Annotated in this window: 12 protein-coding genes; 8 read left to right on the forward strand and 4 right to left on the reverse strand. The window is 68.8% G+C overall.

The genetic code is table 11. The features are described from left to right. Window positions 1-9: 9 nt before the first annotated feature. The 4 genes from AB0H43_RS08155 to AB0H43_RS08170 all read right to left on the reverse strand — a co-directional run bounded on the left by AB0H43_RS08155 (window position 10) and on the right by AB0H43_RS08170 (window position 8729). Entirely contained in the window at window positions 10-2940 is a 2931-nt protein-coding gene (locus AB0H43_RS08155) for a glycoside hydrolase family 48 protein (protein WP_359998242.1), read from the reverse strand. 477 nt (window positions 2941-3417) lie between these two features. After that, window positions 3418-4458 (reverse strand): LacI family DNA-binding transcriptional regulator, encoded by a 1041-nt coding sequence (locus AB0H43_RS08160; RefSeq protein ID WP_359998244.1) that lies wholly within the window; start codon window positions 4456-4458, stop codon window positions 3418-3420. Continuing rightward, complete coding sequence (locus tag AB0H43_RS08165) at window positions 4455-7253, reverse strand: glycoside hydrolase family 3 C-terminal domain-containing protein (protein ID WP_359998246.1); 2799 nt, start codon at window positions 7251-7253, stop codon at window positions 4455-4457. Before AB0H43_RS08165 ends, AB0H43_RS08160 begins: the two co-directional genes overlap by 4 nt. A 267-nt stretch (window positions 7254-7520) precedes the next feature. Next, window positions 7521-8729: an ROK family transcriptional regulator gene (locus AB0H43_RS08170; protein WP_359998622.1), complete on the reverse strand. Its 1209-nt coding sequence runs from the start codon at window positions 8727-8729 to the stop codon at window positions 7521-7523. A gap of 430 nt (window positions 8730-9159) precedes the next feature. On the opposite strand from AB0H43_RS08170, the gene AB0H43_RS08175 reads away from it, so the two are divergent. The 8 genes from AB0H43_RS08175 to AB0H43_RS08210 all read left to right on the forward strand — a co-directional run bounded on the left by AB0H43_RS08175 (window position 9160) and on the right by AB0H43_RS08210 (window position 20408). After that, window positions 9160-10854, forward strand: a complete 1695-nt coding sequence (locus tag AB0H43_RS08175) for a hypothetical protein (RefSeq protein WP_359998247.1) — start codon at window positions 9160-9162, stop codon at window positions 10852-10854. 77 nt (window positions 10855-10931) lie between these two features. Further along, window positions 10932-11921, forward strand: coding sequence for an ABC transporter permease subunit (locus tag AB0H43_RS08180; RefSeq protein ID WP_359998249.1), 990 nt, complete (start codon window positions 10932-10934; stop codon window positions 11919-11921). Next, the gene (locus tag AB0H43_RS08185) at window positions 11918-12853 is read left to right on the forward strand and encodes a carbohydrate ABC transporter permease (protein WP_359998251.1); all 936 of its coding nucleotides are present in this window, start codon (window positions 11918-11920) and stop codon (window positions 12851-12853) included. Before AB0H43_RS08180 ends, AB0H43_RS08185 begins: the two co-directional genes overlap by 4 nt. 103 nt (window positions 12854-12956) lie before the next feature. Then, entirely contained in the window at window positions 12957-15269 is a 2313-nt protein-coding gene (locus AB0H43_RS08190; protein WP_359998252.1) for a TIM-barrel domain-containing protein, read from the forward strand. Window positions 15270-15273: 4 nt separating this feature from the next. After that, a complete protein-coding gene (gene xylA, locus AB0H43_RS08195) occupies window positions 15274-16476 on the forward strand; it encodes a xylose isomerase (RefSeq protein WP_359998254.1) in 1203 nt (400 codons plus the stop codon). Continuing rightward, window positions 16473-17837 carry an FGGY family carbohydrate kinase gene (locus AB0H43_RS08200; RefSeq protein ID WP_359998256.1) on the forward strand — a complete coding sequence of 455 codons (1365 nt, stop codon included), beginning with the start codon at window positions 16473-16475 and terminating at the stop codon, window positions 17835-17837. Before xylA ends, AB0H43_RS08200 begins: the two co-directional genes overlap by 4 nt. Then, window positions 17837-18802: an acetylxylan esterase gene (locus AB0H43_RS08205; protein WP_359998258.1), complete on the forward strand. Its 966-nt coding sequence runs from the start codon at window positions 17837-17839 to the stop codon at window positions 18800-18802. Before AB0H43_RS08200 ends, AB0H43_RS08205 begins: the two co-directional genes overlap by 1 nt. Continuing rightward, window positions 18795-20408 carry a beta-galactosidase gene (locus AB0H43_RS08210; RefSeq protein WP_359998260.1) on the forward strand — a complete coding sequence of 538 codons (1614 nt, stop codon included), beginning with the start codon at window positions 18795-18797 and terminating at the stop codon, window positions 20406-20408. Before AB0H43_RS08205 ends, AB0H43_RS08210 begins: the two co-directional genes overlap by 8 nt.

A 20408-nucleotide genomic window follows, 5' to 3' on the forward strand; every position in this document is an offset into this window, starting at 1 on the left:
GGGGTGAGGTCAGCCGTTCGGGAACAGCGCGGCGTAGTCGGCGTACGCCATGGCGATGTCGCTCTGCGCCCAGAATCGGTGGTAGGTGAACGTCGGCACCGCGCCGCCGTTCAGGTAGGACTGGACCGCCGGCCAGTTCGGGTCGTTCTTGTACCAGGAGCGGATGTCCAGGAACGACTTGCCGGATGCGATCGGGTCACCGTTGGCCATCGTCCCGGTCCAGCCGGACGGGATGTAGAGGCCCTGGTGGGTCGAGGCGTTGTAGACGTCGTCGAACCGGTTGTAGTCCGACCGGGTCTCCGGCACGCCCACGCCCTTGCTGTCGCTGTTGGCGTACAACGCGTCGATCAGCGCCTTGGCGGTGTTCTTCGCCGTGGTGCTGCCCGACTTGGCGGCGTAGTACATCAGCAGACGAGCGTAGGCGGCGGCAACGCCCGCGTCCGATCCACGCGAGGTGATCGTGACGTGGAGGTTGGTGTTCGCCGCCGGCGACGTCGGGTTCCACGTGTTCGGCGCGCCCGACCACGACATGTCGGACGGGATCAGGAAGCTCGATCCGCTGACCGTCGTGTTCGCGATCGCCCACGTCGTCCACTTGTCCAGGATGGACTTCGCGGTGGCGTTGTTGGTCACGTAGTAGTACTCCGCCAGCCGCTCGAGCGACCAGGCCTGCATGCCGAACCACTGGTTCGACGGCGGGTCGTGGTAGACGGGCTGCTGGTCGTAGAACATGCCGTAGAACGTCGGGGTGCCGCTCGGCGGGGTGCCGTAGTTGCCGCCCCAGCTGTTCGTGGCGCCACCGGCGATCGCGCCCTCCGACGACTGCAGCCACTGGTAGAACTCCAGCTGCCGGGTGAGGCTGGTGGTCCAGTCCGCGTTCGCGGTCGGCGAGGTGGGCTTGAGGCCCGTGACGTTCGCCAAGGCGTACGCGGCCAGGGGGTTCTGGTAGCCGAAGTGGTTGAAGCTGGAGCCGATGCGCCACGACCACTGGTCGCTCATGCCGCCGCCCCAGGCGTAGTACCAGGAGAGCAGGTAGTGCGCGGAGTCACGGCCGGTGCCGGCGGCACAGGTCGAGGCGCCGATGCAGTTCCCGATCTTCTTGAAGTACTTGTCGAACATCGCGTACCGGAGGTAGTCGCCCATCTTGGCGGCCTTGGCCACGGTGGTCGCGACGTCGGCCTGCTTGCCCTGAGCGGTCGACCACTGCAGCGCCCAGTACGCCGCCTCGACGGCGCGGGCGTCCGCGTCCGGCGCGTTGGTGTACTTCCACTGCTTGGCGGGGGTGCCGCCGTTCTCCTTGATGAACAGGTCGAGGTAGCCGTAGGTGCCACCGGCGGTGAAGGTCTCGCAGCTGGGCTGCGGAACCGTCTCCCAGACCGACTCCTGCGGGCCGCGCTGGAACGTGTTGATGTACGCCACCCGGGTGGTCTTGTCACCGCAGTGCCCGTAGCCGTACTTGTTGTCGACGTCCATCAGCCAGTGCATGCCGTAGATGTCGGAGGTGCCGTAGGTGCTGGTCAGCTCGGACTTCAGCGGGTCGGTGCCGACCGGGACGCTGGGCTCCAGCGTCGACGGGTACTGGTCCGGGTAGTCGTGCTCCGCGGCGTACTGCGGGGTGCCGGAAGCGCCGGAGGTGGGCTGGTCGGCGTGGGACGGGATGATGTACTTCTCCATCGTCGCCCAGGCCTGGTTGAACGGGGTCCAGTTCTGCGACACGCGGCCGTACTGCGCCTCGAGCCAGAGCCAGAAGCTGAACGCCTCGGACGTGGTCTCGTGGCCGTAGTCCGGCGCCTCGACGATCAGCGTCTCGATCGAGTGGTAGGGCACACCCTCGGGGGAGAAGTAGCCGTTCGCCGGGTTCTTGATCTTGTTGTACTGCTCCAGGAACCGCTGGACGTAGACCGGCTGGTCGTTGTCCGACTCGGTCACGGCGACCGTCGCCGCGGTGTAGCCGGTGGCGGTGGCGGAGACCGTCGCGGTGCCGTTGGCGTTGTCCGCGTCCTCGGCGGCCGCGATCGTGACGTTCTGGTTCGTCGACCAGTTCGACGTGGTGAACGTCAGGGTCGCCGGGGTGACCGTGATGTCGGTGTCACCGGCGCTGCGCGCGACGGCGACGGTGACGCTGGCGGTCGGGGCGGCCGACAGCTTCAGGCCGACCGTCGTCGAGGAGCCCTCGGGGACGGACGCCGAAGCCGCGCTCGCGACGATCGACGGCCCGGTCACCGCGTCCACGATCACCGTGATCTGGGACGTGGCCGTGCCGCCCTGGTTGTCGTACGCCTTCGCCTGGAAGGTGTAGGTGCCCGCGGGGAGCGCCGTCACCGACCACGAGTACGGCGAGGTGGCGTCCGAGCCGAGCAGGCTGCCGTCCCGGTAGAACTCGACGTTGGCGACGGTGCCGGGCGCGGTGTCGCTCGCCGTGGCCGCGATCGTGAACGCTGCCGGGGCGGTGAAGTGCGTGTTGGTGGCCGGGCTGGTGATGCTCACCGTCGGCGGGGTGTTCGCCCCGGTGCAGGCCACACCGTTGATCTTGAAGTCGGTCGGCTTGCCGTTCGTGCCGTACCAGTTGGCGTTGAACCCGATCGAGGTGGTGCCGTTGGTGGCGATGGCGCCGTTCCAGGGCATGTTGGTCGCGGTGACCACCGCGCCCGACTGCGACCAGTTGGCCGACCAGCCCTGGATGTTGTTCTGCCCGTTCGGGAAGGTGAACTGCAACGACCAGGAGCTCCAGGCGTCGCCGAGGTTGCGCAGGGTCACGCTGGCGGTGAACCCGCCCTGGTTGTTGCCGCCGTTCCAGTCACTGGTCGCGTAGTCGACCTGACAGGAGACGGCAGCGTGGGCGGGTGCCGCGCCGGCGACGATGCCGGCGGCGGCCAGGACGGCCGACACGGCGAGCGCCAGGATGCGCCTGAGCCGGGTGCGGCGGGGGGTGAGCTTCATGCGTACTCCTCGCGGGGGATGGTCTGGCAGACCGCCGGGGAAAGCGCGGGGTCGGCGCTGGGCGGCGCCGACCCCTGGGCGGAATGCGTCTTATCCGGTGGAGCGGGTGGAGCCGGGTTCGGTGAAACGGGCGGATCCGTGGTGGCCGGACAGGCAAAAATCAGCCGCGATGTGAGATGCCCGGTCAGGGCTTCGCAGAATGTGGTGCTCGGGCATTACGATGTCTCCTGTCCGTGGAGCCGTGCGGCATGCGTCGTGCGGGGGACACCGGGGCGGATGTGGGCGCATCCGCCCCGCCGCATGTCTGCAGGCAGGCACGGTGTATTCACTTCTGGGAGCGCTCCCATATTCGTATAGGGAACTCCGTTGTGTTAGAGATTTAACCCTCTGGTTGGCCAGTTGTGAAGACCCTGTTTCCGCAGGTCCACAATGGACAGAAAAGTTGGCACACTCCGCCAACGAAGATGATGAAGTAGCTCAGTGAGTAATTGCGCCGGTGGAGGAGCGTACGGTCAGGTTCGGCGCCAGCAAAGTCACGTTGGGAACGGTGGCACCGTCCAACTTGGCCATCAGAAGCTCGACCGCGCGGCGGCCGACCTCGGAGGCGGGGATGGGGACCGACGTCAATGCCGGGGTGGCCCGCTCGGCGATGTCGTCGGGGCAGATGGCGACGACGGAGACGTCCTCGGGGACGCGCCGGTCCAACTCCCGTAGCGCAGTCAGGACGTGGTCGACGGCCGCCTCGTTGTGCACGATCAGACCGGTCGCGTGGGGCACCGACCGCAGCGCTTCGAGGGCGGCGGCGTACGTCGGCTCGCAGGGACGGGCGATCGCGGTGACACCCGCCGTCTTGGCGGCCTCCATCACCCCGTCCCGCGTACGCCGGGCGAAGCCGGTGTCCCGGTCGTAGACCACCTGCGGCGCGCCCAGCAGGGCGATCTCCCGATGACCGAGGTCGGCCAGGTGCTGCACGCACGCCGCCCCGGCCGCGGCGAAGTCGAGGTCGACACAGGTCAGCCCGTCGGCGGAGGCCGGCAATCCAATGAGCACGCTGGGGCGGTCCAACTCGAGCAGGGTCGGCACCCGGGGGTCGTGCGTCTCGACGTCCATCAGGATCAGCCCGTCGACGAGCGCGCTGCCCGCGATGCGGCGTACGCCTGCCGCCCCTTCGTCCGCGGTCAACAGCAGCACGTCGTGCTCGACGGAGCGGGCGCCGGTCAGCACCGACATCGCGAACTGCATGAGGATGGGCAGGTGCATGCCGGGGCGCAGCGGCAGGGCAAGGGCGATGACGTTGGCCTTGTTGCTGGCGAGCGACCGGGCTCCGGCGTGCGGATGGAACCCGAGCGTACGGATGCTGGCCATGACCCGGGCCCGGGTGGTGGCCGAGATAGTCCGCTTTCCGCTGAGCACATAGGACACCGTGCTGGCCGCGACGCCGGCGTGCTTGGCGACGTCGGTGATGGTCACGACGTTGCCCCGGGTACGCCCGGAGGGGCCGGACGAAGTCGTGGTCATCGGGCGAACACCAGTTCCTCGACGGTCGTGCCGACCGAGCCGTAGACGAGATAGAGGTCGTGCACGCCGTCCACGCTAGCGCTCGGCACGCGCTGACCGGGAACCACCTTCGCCAGCTCCGGCCCGGAGAACGGATCGTCGACGCGGATCGACACGCTACCGCCGTGACCGCGGAGCTGCGTTGTGCGTACCCCTGAGAGATCGACGCCTTGGAAGCACAGCCAGGCGCCCTCCTCCACGGCCTTGACCCCGTCCGCCGCGAGCGCGATGCCGCTGTACTCGTCGTTGTCCACGGCCCGCACCGGCTGGTCCACCGCCCGGCGGGTGCCGATGACGGTGCCCCGGACGGCGAGGGTGGCGGTGAGGCGGATGTCGGAGCTGGAGCGGCCCACCATGATCTTGTGGCGGGCGGCCTCGACCACGAGGCGGCCGGTGGTGACGTCCCAGAAGGCCAGGTCGTCGACGTCCACCGGCAGGCTGACCTCGCGTGACTCTCCAGGCTGGAGGGTGAACTTGGTGAAGGACCGCAGCTGCCGCAGCGGCTGCTTGACCCGGGAACGCTGCTGGTGCGAGTAGAGCTGCACGACCTCGGTGCCCGGCCGTGACCCGGTGTTCGTGACGGTGAAGGTGACGGTCACCGTCTCGCCGGCCGCCGCGCCGTCGGCAGACAGCCGCAGGCCCGCGTAGTCGAAGGTGGTGTACGACAGGCCGTGGCCGAACGGGTACAGCGGGGTGCCACGGTAGTAGAGGTACGTCGCGTCGTTGGCGATGATGTCGTAGTCGAAGATGTCCGGCAGCTCGCAGGCGCTGCGGTACCAGGTCTGCGGCAGGCGGCCGCCCGGGTCGACCGTGCCGGTCAGCACGTCGGCGACGGCCCGGCCGAGTTCCTGCCCGCCGTGCGAACTCCACAGCACCGCCGGGAGGTGCACCTCGGCCCAGCCGACCGCGTATGGGTAGCTGCTGACGAGCAGCAGCGCCGTCGAGGCGTTGGCCGCGTACACCTCACGCAGCAGGTTCTCCTGCGCGGGGGGCAGCGCCAGGTCCGCGCGGTCCTCGGTCTCCCGGCCGTTGATCAGCGGGTGGTTGCCCAGCACGACGACCGCTGCATCGGCGCGAGCGGCCGCCGCGGCGGCCTGGGCCGCGCCGTCGACCAGCAGCTCGACCTCGAACGGCACCGGATGCGCGCCCAGGGTCAGGTCGGCCTGCAGGCCGCCCAGCTCCTCGTTGCCCGGCGACGCGTGGTGGCGGATCAGGACCGTGCCGTCGACCTGCTCATCCAGGCGGAACATCTCGCGCACCGTCCACTCGGACGGCCCGTCCGAGGTCGCGTCGAGCGTGCCCTTGGCCCCGGTGATGTGGACGTCCGCGGCCGGCCCGCCGACCGGGCCGTCTTGATCCGCGCTGGTGTTGACGCGCAGGAACCGCCCGGTCGCGGTCGAGCGCAAGGTCACCACACCCTGGCCCCAGTCGAAGATGTCGTACGCACAAGGCACGTCGTCGAGCCGCGCCCCGGTCTCGTCGACCACCAGGTAACGGCCGTCCCGCTTCAGTGCCACGCGGTCGACGCCCTCGACGTGGACGGCCTTGTCGAAGGTGGTTTCGATGCCGTTCTTCACGGTGACGGCGTAGGGGAGGGTGCCGCTGTACCAGTCGGTGTGGTTGCGGTCGGCCAGCGGCCCGATGACGGCCACCGTCTTGTGCCGGGCCGGGTCGAGCGGCAGCAGCTTGCACTCGGACTTCAGCAGCACGATCGACTGCCGGGCGGTCTCCAGCGCCAGCTCCTGGTGCTCGGCGGAGTTGATGACGTCGGCGGTGATCTGGGCGTACGGGTTGTCCTCGGCCGGGTCGAACTCGCCCAGACGGAACCGCACCGTCAACGCTCGCCGGACCGCCTGGTCGACGTCGGCCTCGTCGAGCAGTCCGCGCTGCATGGCCTCGCGTAGCCGATCGATGGTGATGTGCGAGTCGGTGTTCTGGTCGGTGAAGCTGTCGATGCCGGCCCGGACCGCCGCCCCGTGACTCGCCGCGTGGTCGGGGAAGTACGCCTGCTGCGCCGGATCGGCGAGATTGTTCGGCGCGAACGCGTCCGACACGACGAAGACCTCGTCGGTGGTCCACGTCCGCAGGTCGTCGTTGAGGTGCGGGGTGACGTGCGCCGGGATGCCATTCACGAGGTTGTAGGAGGCCATCACCGCGACGGCCGCCCCCGACGCGATCGCCCGCCGGTACGCCGGCAGTTCGTACTCCCGCAGGACGCGCGGGGTCAGGTTGCTGGAACTGAGGCAGCGGTCGGTCTCGTTGTTGTAGCCGAGGAAGTGCTTCAACGTCGGCGCCGTCTTCAGGAACCGGGGATGGTCGCCGCGCAGCCCCTGGGCGTACGCCTCACCCAGGACGGCCGTCAGGAAGGCGTCCTCGCTGTAGCCCTCCTCGTTACGACCCCAACGTGGGTCGCGCAGCGGGTTGACGACCGGCGCCCACACGTTGAGGCCGCAGCGGGTCGGGTCCTTGTGGTGCAGTCCGCGTACCTCGTCCCCGGTCGCGTCGCCGACCTTCGTGACCAGCTCGGGGTCCCAGGTCGCGCCGAGGCCGACCGCCTGGGGGAAGACCGTCGCCTCACCGAGCCAGGCCAGGCCGTGCAGCGCCTCGGTGCCGGTGGTGAACCGCCCGACGCCCAGTCGCTCGATCGCGGGCTGGTGCTGGTGGAGCAACGCGAGCTTCTCCTCGAGCGTGAGCTGCCCGAGGAGGCTTTCGACGCGGCGACGCAGCGGGACCGTGGGGTCGCGGAAGTCGGTCATCGGGGGTCACCCTCCGTCCTGAGGGCGGGTTGTCGAAGCGCTTCAACAGTATGCGTTGTTAACGGTCGAAGCGCTTCGACGACTACGCCGAGGGGTTGATGTCAAATGTGTTTCGGGGACTTGTCCAGAAGGTCTACCGGAACCGCTCCCACGCCGTCAAGAGGCGGGCGTTTGCGGGCGTTCTCAGTGCGCTGGATCAGGGTTCTCGGTCGAATCTTCACTCATGATTCGACCGAGAACCCTGATCCAGCGCTGGAAACGAGTGGTTCAGGGGGTGGGGAGGCGACCTGAGTCGATCGTGTCGAGCACTCGCGCCGCACCGCCGGTCGCCGCCGCGCCGAGTTCGAGCGTCGACGCGACGAGACGCGTACCGCCGGCTTCGGGTGCGATCGACCGGGCGCGCAGTTCGGCCTCGGCGGCGGGGATCAGCCAGGGCGCGAGCTGGATGAAATAGCCGCCCAGCACGACGACCTCGGGGTTGAGCAGATTGGCCACCGTGGCGACGCCGTGCCCAAGGTGCTTGCCGGTCTCGGCCAGGGCGTCCAGAACCTTGGGGTCACCGGCCTTGGCCCGCCGGACGACTTCTTCGACCTCGGGTTCGAGTTCGGTGGGGGAGGAGGTGGCCGCGTCCGGCAGCGTACGCGCGACGAGCGCCCCGACTCCGGCGAGCGCCTCGAGACAGCCGCGGCGGCCGCAGCCGCAGACCGGACCGCTCGGGTCGACGAGGAGGTGGCCGAACTCGCCGGCGAATCCGCGTTCGCCCCGCATGAGGCGGCCCTCGCTGATGATGCCCGCGCCGATGCCGATCTCGCCGGTGAGGTAGATCAGGTTGGCCGTCTCGGCGAAGCCGCCGTAGCGCTGCTCGGCCAGGACGGCCAGGTTGGCGTCGTTCTCGACCTCGATCGGATAGGGCGGCTCACCGAGCGCCTTACGCAACGCCGAGCGCAGGTCGACGTCGTGCCAGCGCAGGTTCGGGGCGAGCCGGACGATGCCGTCGCCACCCACCAACCCCGGTACGCCCACCGTCAGCCCGAGCGTGCGGCGGCCTTCCTTCTCGACCTTGCCGACGGCCCGTTTGGCCAACGCGGCGATCGAGGCGGCGGCCTGACCCGGGTTGGCCGACGACCCGGCGAACGCCCGACGCCAAGACAGCAGCTTGCGACCGGCGAGGTCGACGGCGACGACCGTCATGTAGTCGGCGTTCACCTCCATGCCGATCGCGGCGTACGGGGAGCCGTCGAGCACGAGCATGGTGGCCGGGCGGCCGATCCGCCGCTCGGTCATCCCCGTCTCGCGGACGAGCCGACGGTCGATCAGGTCGGCGACGAGACTGGAGACGGTGGCCTTGTTGAGCCCGGTCGCCGCCGCGATGTCGGCCCGCGAGCAGGGCGCGTTCATCCGCAGGTGGCGCAGGACGACGGCGAGGTTCGTGGCCCGCACGTCGGCGAAGTCGGCCGGCTGCGGCCCGGTCTGCATGGTGATCACCGTCGGCTCCACAACGTGACTTCGTCGCTCCTGACTGCACTTCTGGCGGCTCGCCCGAGAGGCTCCCCGGCGACTGCACTTCTGGCGGCTCGCCCGAGAGGCTCCCCGGCGACTGCACTTCTGGCGGCTCGCCCGAGAGGCTCCCCGGCGACTGCACTCGGACTGAACGCACAGCGTGCCCCATCATGCCGTATCGCGGCACGTCGAGTCATCATCCAGCTCCTTGCGCTAGGGTTCCCCCGCCGCTCGGACGACCCCGTCGCCGTGAACCGCCCGGGTGGCTTGAAGTAACAGCCTGGAAACGGCGCTTGTGGCAGTGGTCGCCCGTCGGCTAATTTGTTTAGTCGGTAGACCAACTAACTGTACCGCACAACCCCCGCCTCCCATACCCTCTACCCCCTCCACACGAAGGGAGTGTGCCGTGCAAGACCCCCTCAAGGGCGCGGCCACGAACCGCCGTCAGTTCCTGTCGCTCGCGGGTCTCGGCGCGCTGTCCGCCGCCGGCGTCGGCGGGCTCGCCGGATGCAGCGACAACAAGGCCAACGGACCTGGCACCACGAGCCAGAGCGACCTCAGCAAGATCGTGCCGAACTACATCCCGAACAACGCCGTCAAGCCGGACATGCCGGCCGTCGTCGGAGCCAACGGCGCGGTCTCCGACCCGGTCTTCCTGCGGTACCCGGACTCCCCGGTGAAGACCGTCGCGGCCATTCCGGGCAAGGGCGGCAGCTACACCACGATGACTCCGCTGTGGGGCGCGATTCCGCCGTCGACCGGCAACTCGTACTACGACGCGGTCAACAAGGCGCTGGGCGTCACGCTCAAGATCCAGCCGTCGGACGGCACCAACTACGGCAACGCACTGCCCGCGCTGTTCGCCGCGGACAAGCTGCCCGACTGGATCCAGATCCCAGGCTGGAACACCTCGACGCTCAACTTCGGCCAGGGGGTCAGCAAGTTCACCGACCTGACGCCGTACCTGTCGGGTGACAAGATCAAGGACTACCCGAACCTGGCCAACATCCCCACCGGTGCGTGGCAAGCGGGCGTGTGGAACGGCAAGCTCTACGGTCTGCCGGTCTACCCGGGCGGCGTGATCATCGCCGGCACCTACTTCTACCGCCGGGACATCTTCGAGAAGCTGAACATCAGCCCCGACAGCATCAAGACTCCGGACGACCTCGCCGCCCTCGGCGCGCAGCTGACCAGCGCGTCGGCCGGCCAGTGGGCGTTCGACGACCTGTTCGGCGACGACGCGAACTACGTGTCGCAGCTGTTCCACTTCCCGCAGAAGTGGGGCATCGACTCCGCCGGCAAGATCTTCCACAAGTACGAGAGCCAGGAGATCCTCGAGGCGCTCAACTGGTTCCAGAAGATCGTCAAGGCCGGCCACGTCCACCCGGACGCGATCGCGGGCAACAACCAGAACGGCAAGCAGCGCTTCTGGAGTGGCAAGGTCTGCATCACCGCCGACGGCACCGGCGCGTGGAACGGTGACGACGCCAAGTCCGGTACCGCCGCGAACCCGAGCTACCGCCGGGCCGCCTTCAAGCTCATGTCCTCCAAGGGCACGCCGACCGTCGAGATCGGGCCGGGCGCGGGCATGTTCGGCTACCTCAACGCCAAACTCAAGGACGACCAGGTCAAGGAGCTGCTGAAGGTCGCCGACTACCTTGCCGCGCCGTACGGCTCGGCCGAGTGGCTCGTCGTGAACTTCGGCACCGAAGGCGACACGTACACGATGAAGGACGGCAACCCGGCTCTGACGGAGAAGGGCGCCAAGGAGGTGGCCACGACGTTCCAGTTCCTGGTGACCCCGTCGAACCAGACGACCGTGCAGCAGGGCTTCCCCGACGTCGCCAAGGACTACGGCGCGTGGCAGGCCGACATGGTCAAGTACGCCGTCAAGCCGGCCTTCTACGCCATGAACATCACCGAGCCGTCGCAGTACTCGTCGATCGGCAAGGCCGTCACCGACATGATCCAGGACGTCAAGTTCGGCCGGAAGTCGGTCGCCGACTACCAGGAGGCCGTCAAGTCGTGGAAGTCGCAGGGCGGCGACGCGCTGCGGGCGTTCTACGAGGACATCCGGAACAAGTACGGCACCGGTCAGTGATCTGCCGCCCGGGTCCCGCCGTCCGTGGCGGGACCCGGGTCTCCGGATGAACAACCCAGGATCGAAGGAGTACGACGGTGGCAGCGATCGACGACGGTGTGGCGGCGCCGCCCGCACTGCCCTCGCAGCCGAGCGCCAAGGCGGCGTCCGGCAGCCGGGGACTGACCTGGTGGGGGAGGCTCAAACGCGACCGCACCTTGGTCATCATGACGTTGCCCGCCGTCATCCTGCTCGCCGTCTTCAGCTACGGCCCGATGTTCGGCCTGTTCACGGCGTTCCAGGCCTACGACATCTACAATGGATTCACGGGTAGCCCGTTCGTCGGGTTGGACCAGTTCCAGCGCCTGTTCAGCGACCCGCTCTTCTGGCACTCCATGGAGAACACCCTGGTGCTGAGCGCGGTCCAGCTGGTGCTCTACTTCCCCATCCCAATCCTGCTGGCGTTACTGCTCAACTCCATCATGAGCACCAAGGTCCGGTCGTTCGTGCAGGCGATCGTCTATCTGCCGCACTTCTTCGGCTGGGTGCTGGTCGTCACGGTCTTCCAGGAGATGCTGGGCGGGGCCGGTGTGCTGAACACGTTCCTACGCCAGCACGACATGGCGACCTGGGACATCATGACCAACCCGGACACCTTCAAATACCTGGTCACCGCGCAGGCCGTCTGGAAGGAGGCGGGCTGGGGCATCGTCATCTTCCTCGCTGCGCTCGCCGCCATCGACACGAGCCTCTACGAGGCGGCGGCGGCCGACGGCGCGAACCGGTGGCGGCGGCTGTGGCACATCACCCTGCCCGGCATGCGCGGCGTCATCATCCTGCTGCTGGTGCTCCGGCTCGGCAACGCGTTGTCGATCGGCTTCGAGCAGTTCATCCTGCAGCGCCAGGCGGTCGGCCGCGACGCGGCGGAAGTGCTCGACACCTTCTCGTACTACTACGGCGTGGTTGGCAACAACTTCAGCTACGGCACGGCGGCCGGGCTCTTCAAGGGCATCATCTCGGTCGTCCTCCTCCTCGCGGCCAACAAGGTCGCGCACATGTTCGGCGAGGATGGGTTCTACCGGCGATGACTACCTCGACACTGCCCCGCAACCGGCGTACCTCCAACCGGCCGTCCTGGGAGGAGAAGCCGTCCGCCCTCGGCCAGGGCGCGAAGTCGCTGGTCGTCCTGATCGTGCTCGCCGTGATCGCGGTGCCGATCTACTCGGTCGTGCTGACCAGCTTCTCCACCCAGGCGTCCATCAACAAGGCCGGCGGTCTCGTGATGGTGCCGGGCGAGCTGACGCTGGAGGCGTACAAGCAGATCTTCAGCAACCAGCTGATCGTGCACTCCCTGTTCGTCAGCCTCGCGATCACCGCGCTCGGCACCGCCATCTCCATGGTGGTCAGCGTGCTGGCGGCGTACGGGTTGTCGCGGGCGCGCTCGTTCGGGCACCGGCCGATCCTGATGTTCATGATCGTCACGATGTTCTTCGGCGGCGGCCTGATTCCGACCTTCCTCGTCGTCTCGGCGCTCGGCGGCTACGACGCGTACTGGTCGCAGATCCTGCCCGGTGCGGTCGCGGTCTTCAACATCCTCGTGCTGCGCTCGTTCTTCAGCAGCACCTCGCCGGAGCTGATCGACGCGGCGAAGATCGACGGCGCGGGGGACTGGCGCATCCTCTGGTCCATCGTGCTGCCGACCTCCAAGGCCGTGCTCGCGGTGATCACCCTGTTCTACGCGGTCGGCTACTGGAACAACTTCTTCGCCGCCCAGCTCTACCTGCCGGACAACGGCATGTGGCCGCTGCCGCAGGTGGTGAACACCTACGTGCTGCAGGGCAACTCGATGCCGGGCTCCGGGATCACCAACACCGGCCAGTACTTCGGACACCAGCAGGTCGCCCCGCTCACGATCCAGATGGCGGTGGTGACGCTGACGCTGCTGCCGATCCTGGTCGTCTATCCGTTCGTCCAGAAGCACTTCACCAAGGGCGTCATGGTCGGCGCCGTCAAGGGCTGACAGCCGCGGTGCCATGACGGCACCCGGCTGCACTTCTGGCGGCTCGCGCAAGCGCTCCCCGGCACCGTTGACATTTTGTTTAGTCGGAAGAGAAACTAATTCCATGCCTTTCCGTCCGCCCTTGGTGGCACACGAATACTTCAGCGCCGACCCGCCGGAGCTGCCCCGCCGACGGCACGGGGAGGGCGGCCCGCAGGAGATCACCCACGCCGAGCTGATGGCGACCGACCCCAACGGCGTCAGCGTCAAAGCCCACGCGACCTCGGGCGATCTGCTCACCGCGCAGGTCACCGCGGCCGGCGAGGGCATCATCCGCGTACGCCTCGCGACCGACCCGGCAGCGCGTACGCGCAGCGCACGGGTGTTGCCGCTGACCCATCCGGATCTCGGGTATTCCGCCGACGTCCAGGTCGCCGACGGGGTCATCCGGATCGTCGCCGGCTCGATCACCGCCGAGGTGAGGCTGGAGCCGTGGGGTATCCGCTTCCTCGAGACGGGCACCGGGCGGTTGCTGACCCGGACCGCGCCCGGCGTCGTCGACATCTCCGGGCGGATGCGTACGGCGCCGTTCGGCTTGTCGACTGTGGACGGCAGCGTGGTGGCGTACCACGAGACCTTCGTCCTGCCGGCCGACGAGGTGCTCGCCGGCACCGGCGAACGCTTCCTGCCGCTGAACCTGCGCGGCCAGCGGCCGGTGATCTGGAACTTCGACGCGTTCGGCAGCGAGGGCGACCGCGCGTACAAGAATGTGCCGTTCTACCAGTCCAGCCGCGGTTACGGCGTGGTGGTCGACTCCGGTATGCCGATCGAGTTCGACTTCGGCGCCAGTACGCAGAGCGTCGTGCAGATCGTCGTCCCCGACGACCTCATCGACTACTACGTGCTCGCCGGTCCGACGCCGGGTGAGGTGCTGACCCGGTACGACCGGCTGACCTGCCGCCCGGTGACGCCGCCGAAGTGGGCCTTCGGTTCGTGGATCTCCTCGGGCTTCTTCGTCGACACGCAGGAGCACGTGCTGCGGCGCGCCCGGACGATCCGGGAGCACGGCATCCCCTGCGACGTCCTGCACCTGGACACCTATTGGCAGCCCGACGGGAAGTGGTCGGAGCTGCGCTGGGACCCGGTGACCTTCCCCGACCCGGACGCGATGCTCGCCGAGCTGACCGAGCAGGGCTTCAAGGTCTGCCTCTGGATGAACTCCTACCTCAGCGTCAACTCCGACCGGTTCACCGAGGCGGCGGAGAAGGGCTACCTGCTCAAGCGGCAGGACGGGTCGGCGTACGTGGCGGACTCGTGGCACGGGTCGTTCCCGGAGTGCGGCATCGTCGACTTCACCAACCCCGACGCCACCAGCTGGTTCCAGGATCTGCTGCGACCGCTGGCCCGGCAGGGCGTACAGGTCTTCAAGACGGACTTCGCCGAGGGCGTACCGGCCGACGCGGTGGCGTACAACGGCATGAGCGGCGCCGAGCTGCACAACGTGTACGCGCTGCTCTTCAACGACGCCGTGAGCGCGGTGACGCGTGAGGTGCACGGGCATTCGATGATCTGGGGCCGTTCGTCATACCTGGGCGGGCAGCGGCACGCGGCCCAATGGGGCGGCGACACGATGTGCTCCTACCCGGCGCTGGCCAGCTCGATGAACGGCGGCCTGGCCCACGGCTTGTCCGGCGTGCCGTTCTGGTCGCACGACACGGGCGGTTTCTCCGGTACGCCCACCGACGATCTGTTCCTGCGTTGGGCGCAGTTCGGGGCGCTCTCGCCGCTGCTGCGCTTCCACGGCACGACGACCCGGGAGCCGTGGCGGTTCCCGGCGGTCGAGGCACAGGTCATCGACGCGCTGAAGCTGCGCTACCGGCTGTTGCCGTACCTCTATTCGCAGGCGCTGCTCGCCGGGGAGACCGGCGAGCCGATCATGCGCGCTTTGATGGTGGACTCCCCGGAGGACCCGTTGGCCTGGCGGGCCGAGCACGAGTACCGGCTCGGCCCGGATCTCCTGGTCGCCCCGGTCATCAGCGAGGAGCAGGAGCGGCACGTCTACCTTCCGGCCGGCGAGTGGGCCGGTTGGTGGAACGGCGAGCTGGTGACCGGACCGACCTCGATCCACGTGAGCCCGGCCCCCGACCAGATTCCGCTGTACGCCCGGGTCGGCGCGCTCCTTCCGACGACCGCGACGGCGGAGTCGATCCCCGACGGGCCGTGGAAGTCGATCACGATTGTGAGCGTGGGAGGGTTGAGCGGAACCACCGAGATCCGCGACGATGACGGGGTCACTTCGGTCACCGCGGTACGTGAGGACGCCACGTTCACGGTCACCACGAGCGGCCCTGCCCGGATCGACCGGGTGGAGTTCGTTCAGGTGGCCGGCTACGCCGTGCCTGGCGTAGTCGTCCTCAACGGCACAGTGCAGGAGTAGACGCATGTCCCAGATCCAGTTCACCTTCGGCCTTTGGACCGTCGGCTGGCCGGCCAACGATCCGTTCGGCGACGCCACGCGTCCGGCGCTCGACCCGGTCGAGAGCATCTACAAGCTCGCTGAGCTCGGCGCGGCCGGAGTCAGCTTCCACGACGACGACGTGATCCCGTTCGGCAGCTCCGACGCCGAGCGTGAGCGGCACATCGAGCGGCTGCGGAAGGGGCTCGCGGAGACCGGGATGTTCGTCTCGCACGCGACCACCAACCTCTTCAAGCACCCGGTGTTCAAGGAGGGCGGCCTGACCGCCAACGACCGGTCGGTACGCCGTTTCGCCCTGCGCAAGGTGATCCGCAACGTCGACCTCGCCGCGTCGCTGGGTGCGCGTACCTATGTCCTGTGGGGCGGGCGCGAGGGTGCGGAGTCGGATGCGGCCAAGGACATCCGGGCCGCGCTCGACCGCTACAAGGAGGGCATGGACCTGCTCACCTCGTACGTGATCGAGCAGGGCTACGACATCCGGTTCGCCATCGAGCCGAAGCCGAACGAGCCGCGTGGTGACATCCTGCTGCCGACGCTCGGGCACGCGCTCGCCTTCATCAACGAGCTGGAGCACCCGGACCGGGTCGGGCTCAATCCCGAGACCGGGCACGAGCAGATGGCCGGGCTCAACTTCACGCACGGCATCGCCCAGGCGCTGTGGCACGGCAAGCTGTTCCACATCGACCTCAACGGCCAGCGCGGGATCAAGTACGACCAGGACCTGATCTTCGGCCACGGAGACCTGCTCAACGCGTTCTCGTTGGTGGACCTGCTCGAGTTCGGTGGCCCCGACGGCTCGCCGGCCTGGGACGGACCGCGGCACTTCGACTACAAGCCCGCGCGTACGGAGGACGTCGAGGGCGTGTGGGCGAGCGCGGCGGCCAACATGAAGACCTACACCCTGCTGCGGGATCGGGCGGCCGCGTTCCGTGCCGACCCCGAGGTTCAGGAGGCGCTGGCCAACGCCCGCGTCAACGAGCTGAACACGCCGACCCTCGGCGCGGGGGAGACGGTCGCCGACCTCATGGCCAGCGACGCCGACTTCGACCCGGACGCGGCCGGCGCCCGGGGTGCCAACTTCGTGCAGCTGACCCAGCTCATGGTCGAACACGTTCTGGGGGCACGGACTGCACTCCCGGCGGCTCACGCAAGCGTTCCCCGGCAATGACCCTGGTCGCCGGCGTCGACTCGTCGACGCAGTCGGTCAAGGTGGTCGTTCGCGACGCCGACACCGGTGTGCTCGTCCGGGAGGGCCGCGCGGCTCACCCGGACGGCACGGAGGTCCACCCGTCGGCCTGGTTCGACGCGCTCACCAGCGCGATCGGCCAGGCCGGCGGCCTCGACGACGTCGACGCGGTCAGCATCGCCGGGCAACAGCACGGCATGGTCTGCCTCGACGACTCCGGCGAGGTGGTCCGCCCGGCGCTGCTCTGGAACGACACCCGCTCGGCTGCGGCCGCGACGGATCTGGTCACCGAGCTGGGGGCCGAGACGTGGGCGAAGGCGACCGGCTCGGTGCCGGTCGCCTCCTTCACGGTCACCAAGCTGCGATGGCTCGCCACGCACGAGCCGGAGAACGCGGCCCGCGTGGCCGCCGTGTGCCTGCCGCACGACTGGCTGACCTGGAAACAGTCGGGCTCCACGGATCTGGCGGATCTGGTCACCGACCGGTCCGACGCCTCCGGGACCGGGTACTGGTCACCCCGGCTCAACGCGTACCAGATGGAGCTGTTGGAACATGGCTTCGGACGGAGCGTGATCGTCCCGCGGGTCCTGGGGCCCGCGGACCGGGTAGGCCGATTCGGCGCGGGCGCAGGCGACAACGCCGGGGCCGCGCTGGGCCTGGACGCGCAGCCGGGCGACGTGGTGGTGTCGATCGGCACGTCGGGCACGGTGTTCGGAGTGTCCACCGTGGCTGCCAGCGACGAGTCGGGCATCGTGGCGGGGTTCGCCGACGCGACCGGGCACTACCTGCCGCTGGTCTGCACGCTCAACGCCGCGCGAGTGCTCGACGCGACCGCGTCACTGCTCGGAGTGTCCCACGCTGAGCTGGCTTCACTCGCGCTGTCGACGTCGTCTGACGGGCTTGTGCTGGTGCCCTATCTCGAAGGCGAGCGAACCCCCAACCGCCCAGATGCGACCGGTTCGCTGCACGGCCTCACCCTGGGCACGTCCACGTCCGCGCATCTGGCGCGGGCCGCGGTGGAGGGCCTGCTCTGCGGGCTCGCCGACGGCCTCGACGCGCTCGTCGCGCAAGGCCTGGCCGTGCGGCGCGTGCTGCTCATCGGCGGTGCCGCTCGCAATCAGGCGATACGCGAAATCGCACCGGCCGTGTTCGGTCGTCCGGTCGCGGTGCCCCCGGCCGGCGAATACGTGGCCGACGGTGCGGCGCGGCAGGCGGCGTGGGCCCTGACCGGGCAGCGCCCCACGTGGTCGCTGTCCGGTGTGGACGTCTACGAAGCCGATCCCGACCCCTCCGTCCGGGCGCGGTACGCCGCCGCCCGGGACCTCACCCTGGAGCGCATGTAGTGGCCTTCTTCGACCTGTCTCTGGAATCCCTGCGGGACTACCGTCCCGACGTCGCCGAGCCCGCCGACTTCGACGAGTTCTGGGCGGCGACCTTGAAGGAGGCGCGAGCCTTCGACCTGGATCCGGTGTTCGAGCAGGTCGAGACCGGGCTGACCATGGTCACCTCGTACGACGTGACGTTCCGGGGCTGGGGCGGCCACCCGATCAAGGCGTGGCTGACCGTGCCTCGCCACGGTGACGGGCCGTTCCCGATCGTGGTGCAGTACCAGGGCTACAACGGTGGCCGGGGCATCCCGCAACAGCAGATCGGCTGGCCGAACTACGGGTACGCCCATCTCATGATGGACACCCGGGGGCAGGGCAGCGGCTGGCTGATCGGGCACACCCCGGACCCCGTGGGCTCGGGGCCGCAGCACGCCGGCTTCATGACCCGCGGCATCCTAGACCCGGCGGAGTACTACTACCGCCGGGTCTACACCGACGCCGTACGCGCGATCGAAACCGCTCAGGTGGCACCCGGTGTCGACGGCACCCGGGTTGCCGTCGGCGGGGGCAGCCAGGGCGGCGGCATCACGATCGCGGCCGCGGGTCTCGTCGGCGGTCTGGTGGGCGCGCTGCCGGACGTGCCGTTCCTGTGCCACTTCGAACGGGCGATCGGGCTCACCGACGCCGACCCGTACGCCGAGATCGCGCGCTATCTCACGGTGCACCGCCGGGAGGAGGAACAGGTCTACCGGACGCTGTCCTACTTCGACGGAGTGAGCCTCGCCCGGCGGGCCACCGCTCCGGCGCTGTTCTCCACCGCGTTGATGGACCAGATCTGCCCGCCGTCGACCGTCTTCGCCGCTTACAACGCGTGGAACTCGGCCGACAAGGACATCCGGGTGTACCGCTTCAACGGGCACGAGGGCGGCAGCTACGACCAGTCCGTCGAGCACGCTACCTGGCTTTCTTCTCGTGTTTGACGGAGGCGGTTCTTCCGGCGGGCTCAGTTTCGGGGGTGACTACAACCCGGAGCAGTGGCCCGCGTCGGTGTGGGCTGACGATTTCTCGTTGATGCGGGAGGCGTCGGTCAACCTCGTCACGGTCGGGGTGTTCTCGTGGTCGCGGCTGCAACCCACGCCGGACACGTTCGACTTCGCGTGGCTCGACGAGGTCCTGGACGGGCTGCACGAGGCGGGGATCGGAGTGTGCCTGGCCACCCCGACCGCCTCACCTCCGCCCTGGTTCACCCGCCGTTACCCGGACTCGATGCCGGTCACGCGGGACGGCGTACGCCTGACGCACGGGTCGCGGGACACCTATTGCGTCAACGCTCCGGCGTACCGGGCGGCCAGTGTGCGGATCGCGTCGGAGCTGGCCGCCCGCTACGGTAGGCACCCGGCGCTTCGCCTCTGGCACGTGCACAACGAGTACGGCACCTGGTGCTTCTGCTCGCACTGCGCGTCGGAGTTCCGGGCTTGGCTCCGTTCCCGATATTCCACTGTGGATGCGTTGAACGACGCGTGGAGCACCGACTTCTGGTCGCAGCGGTACGCCGGCTGGGACGAGATCGAGCCACCGCGGGCCACCCAGTACCTGCGAAATCCGGCGCAGGAACTCGACTATCGCAGGTTCCTCTCCGACTCCTTCCTCCGGCACTACCTGGACCAGAAGGCCGTTCTCGCCGGTTCGTCCGGCGGTGTGCCGGTCACCACGAACTTCGTCCTCGGCGACTGGGTGCCCGTCGACCATGCCCGCTGGTCTTCTTTCGTGGACCTGGTGGCGATCGACGACTACCCGCCGGACCTCGCCGGCCGCGCCTTCTCCGCCGACAAGGCCCGAGGCTGGGCGCGGGCGGCCGGTCACCCCGACGGCCGCTGGCTCTTGATGGAGCACGCACCCGGCTATACGCACTCTTCTTCCGGGTTGCGGCGTTCCGCCGAGTCGCTGTCCTCCGTGGCATCGGTGTATCTCGACCGGGGAGCCGTCGGGATCATGTACTTCCAATGGCGCGCCTCCCGGGGTGGCGCCGAGCAATGGCACCCGGCCCTGGTCGGCTTCTCCTCCGCCGTGACGTCCGAAGCGGTCGACCTGGGCGCGTCGTTGGTGGGACGCACTCCGTCCGTCGTCTCCGCGGACGTGGCGGTCGTCTACGACGAGGAGAGCATGTGGGCCTGGCAGAGCCCGCATCTGCCGACTCGCGTGGACTACACGTCGCTCGTGCAGTCCTGGCACACTTCGCTCGCCTCCTCGGCCGGCGGGCCGGTGGACGTGATCCCCGTCGGCGCCCCGCTTTCCGCGTACCGCATGGTCGTCGTGCCGGCGCTGTACCTCATGTCCGCCGCAGCCCACGAGTGGCTACGGTCCTACGCCGGTCGGCTCGTGATCACAGCCGGAACCGGGCTCGTGGACGAGCACGCTCGGACGACCCCCGACTCGCTGGCCGACCTCATCGGCGCCACCATCGTCGAGCGGGACTTCTCGCCCTGGCTCGACACCCTCGCGCCTACGGCGGCGGGGGCGCGCCCGAACGTCACCTACATCCCGTCCCTCGACATCATCGATCTTGAACAGAAACTGCTGCCATAG

The organism is Hamadaea sp. NPDC050747 (assembly GCF_040654195.1).
Lineage (GTDB): Bacteria > Actinomycetota > Actinomycetes > Mycobacteriales > Micromonosporaceae > Hamadaea.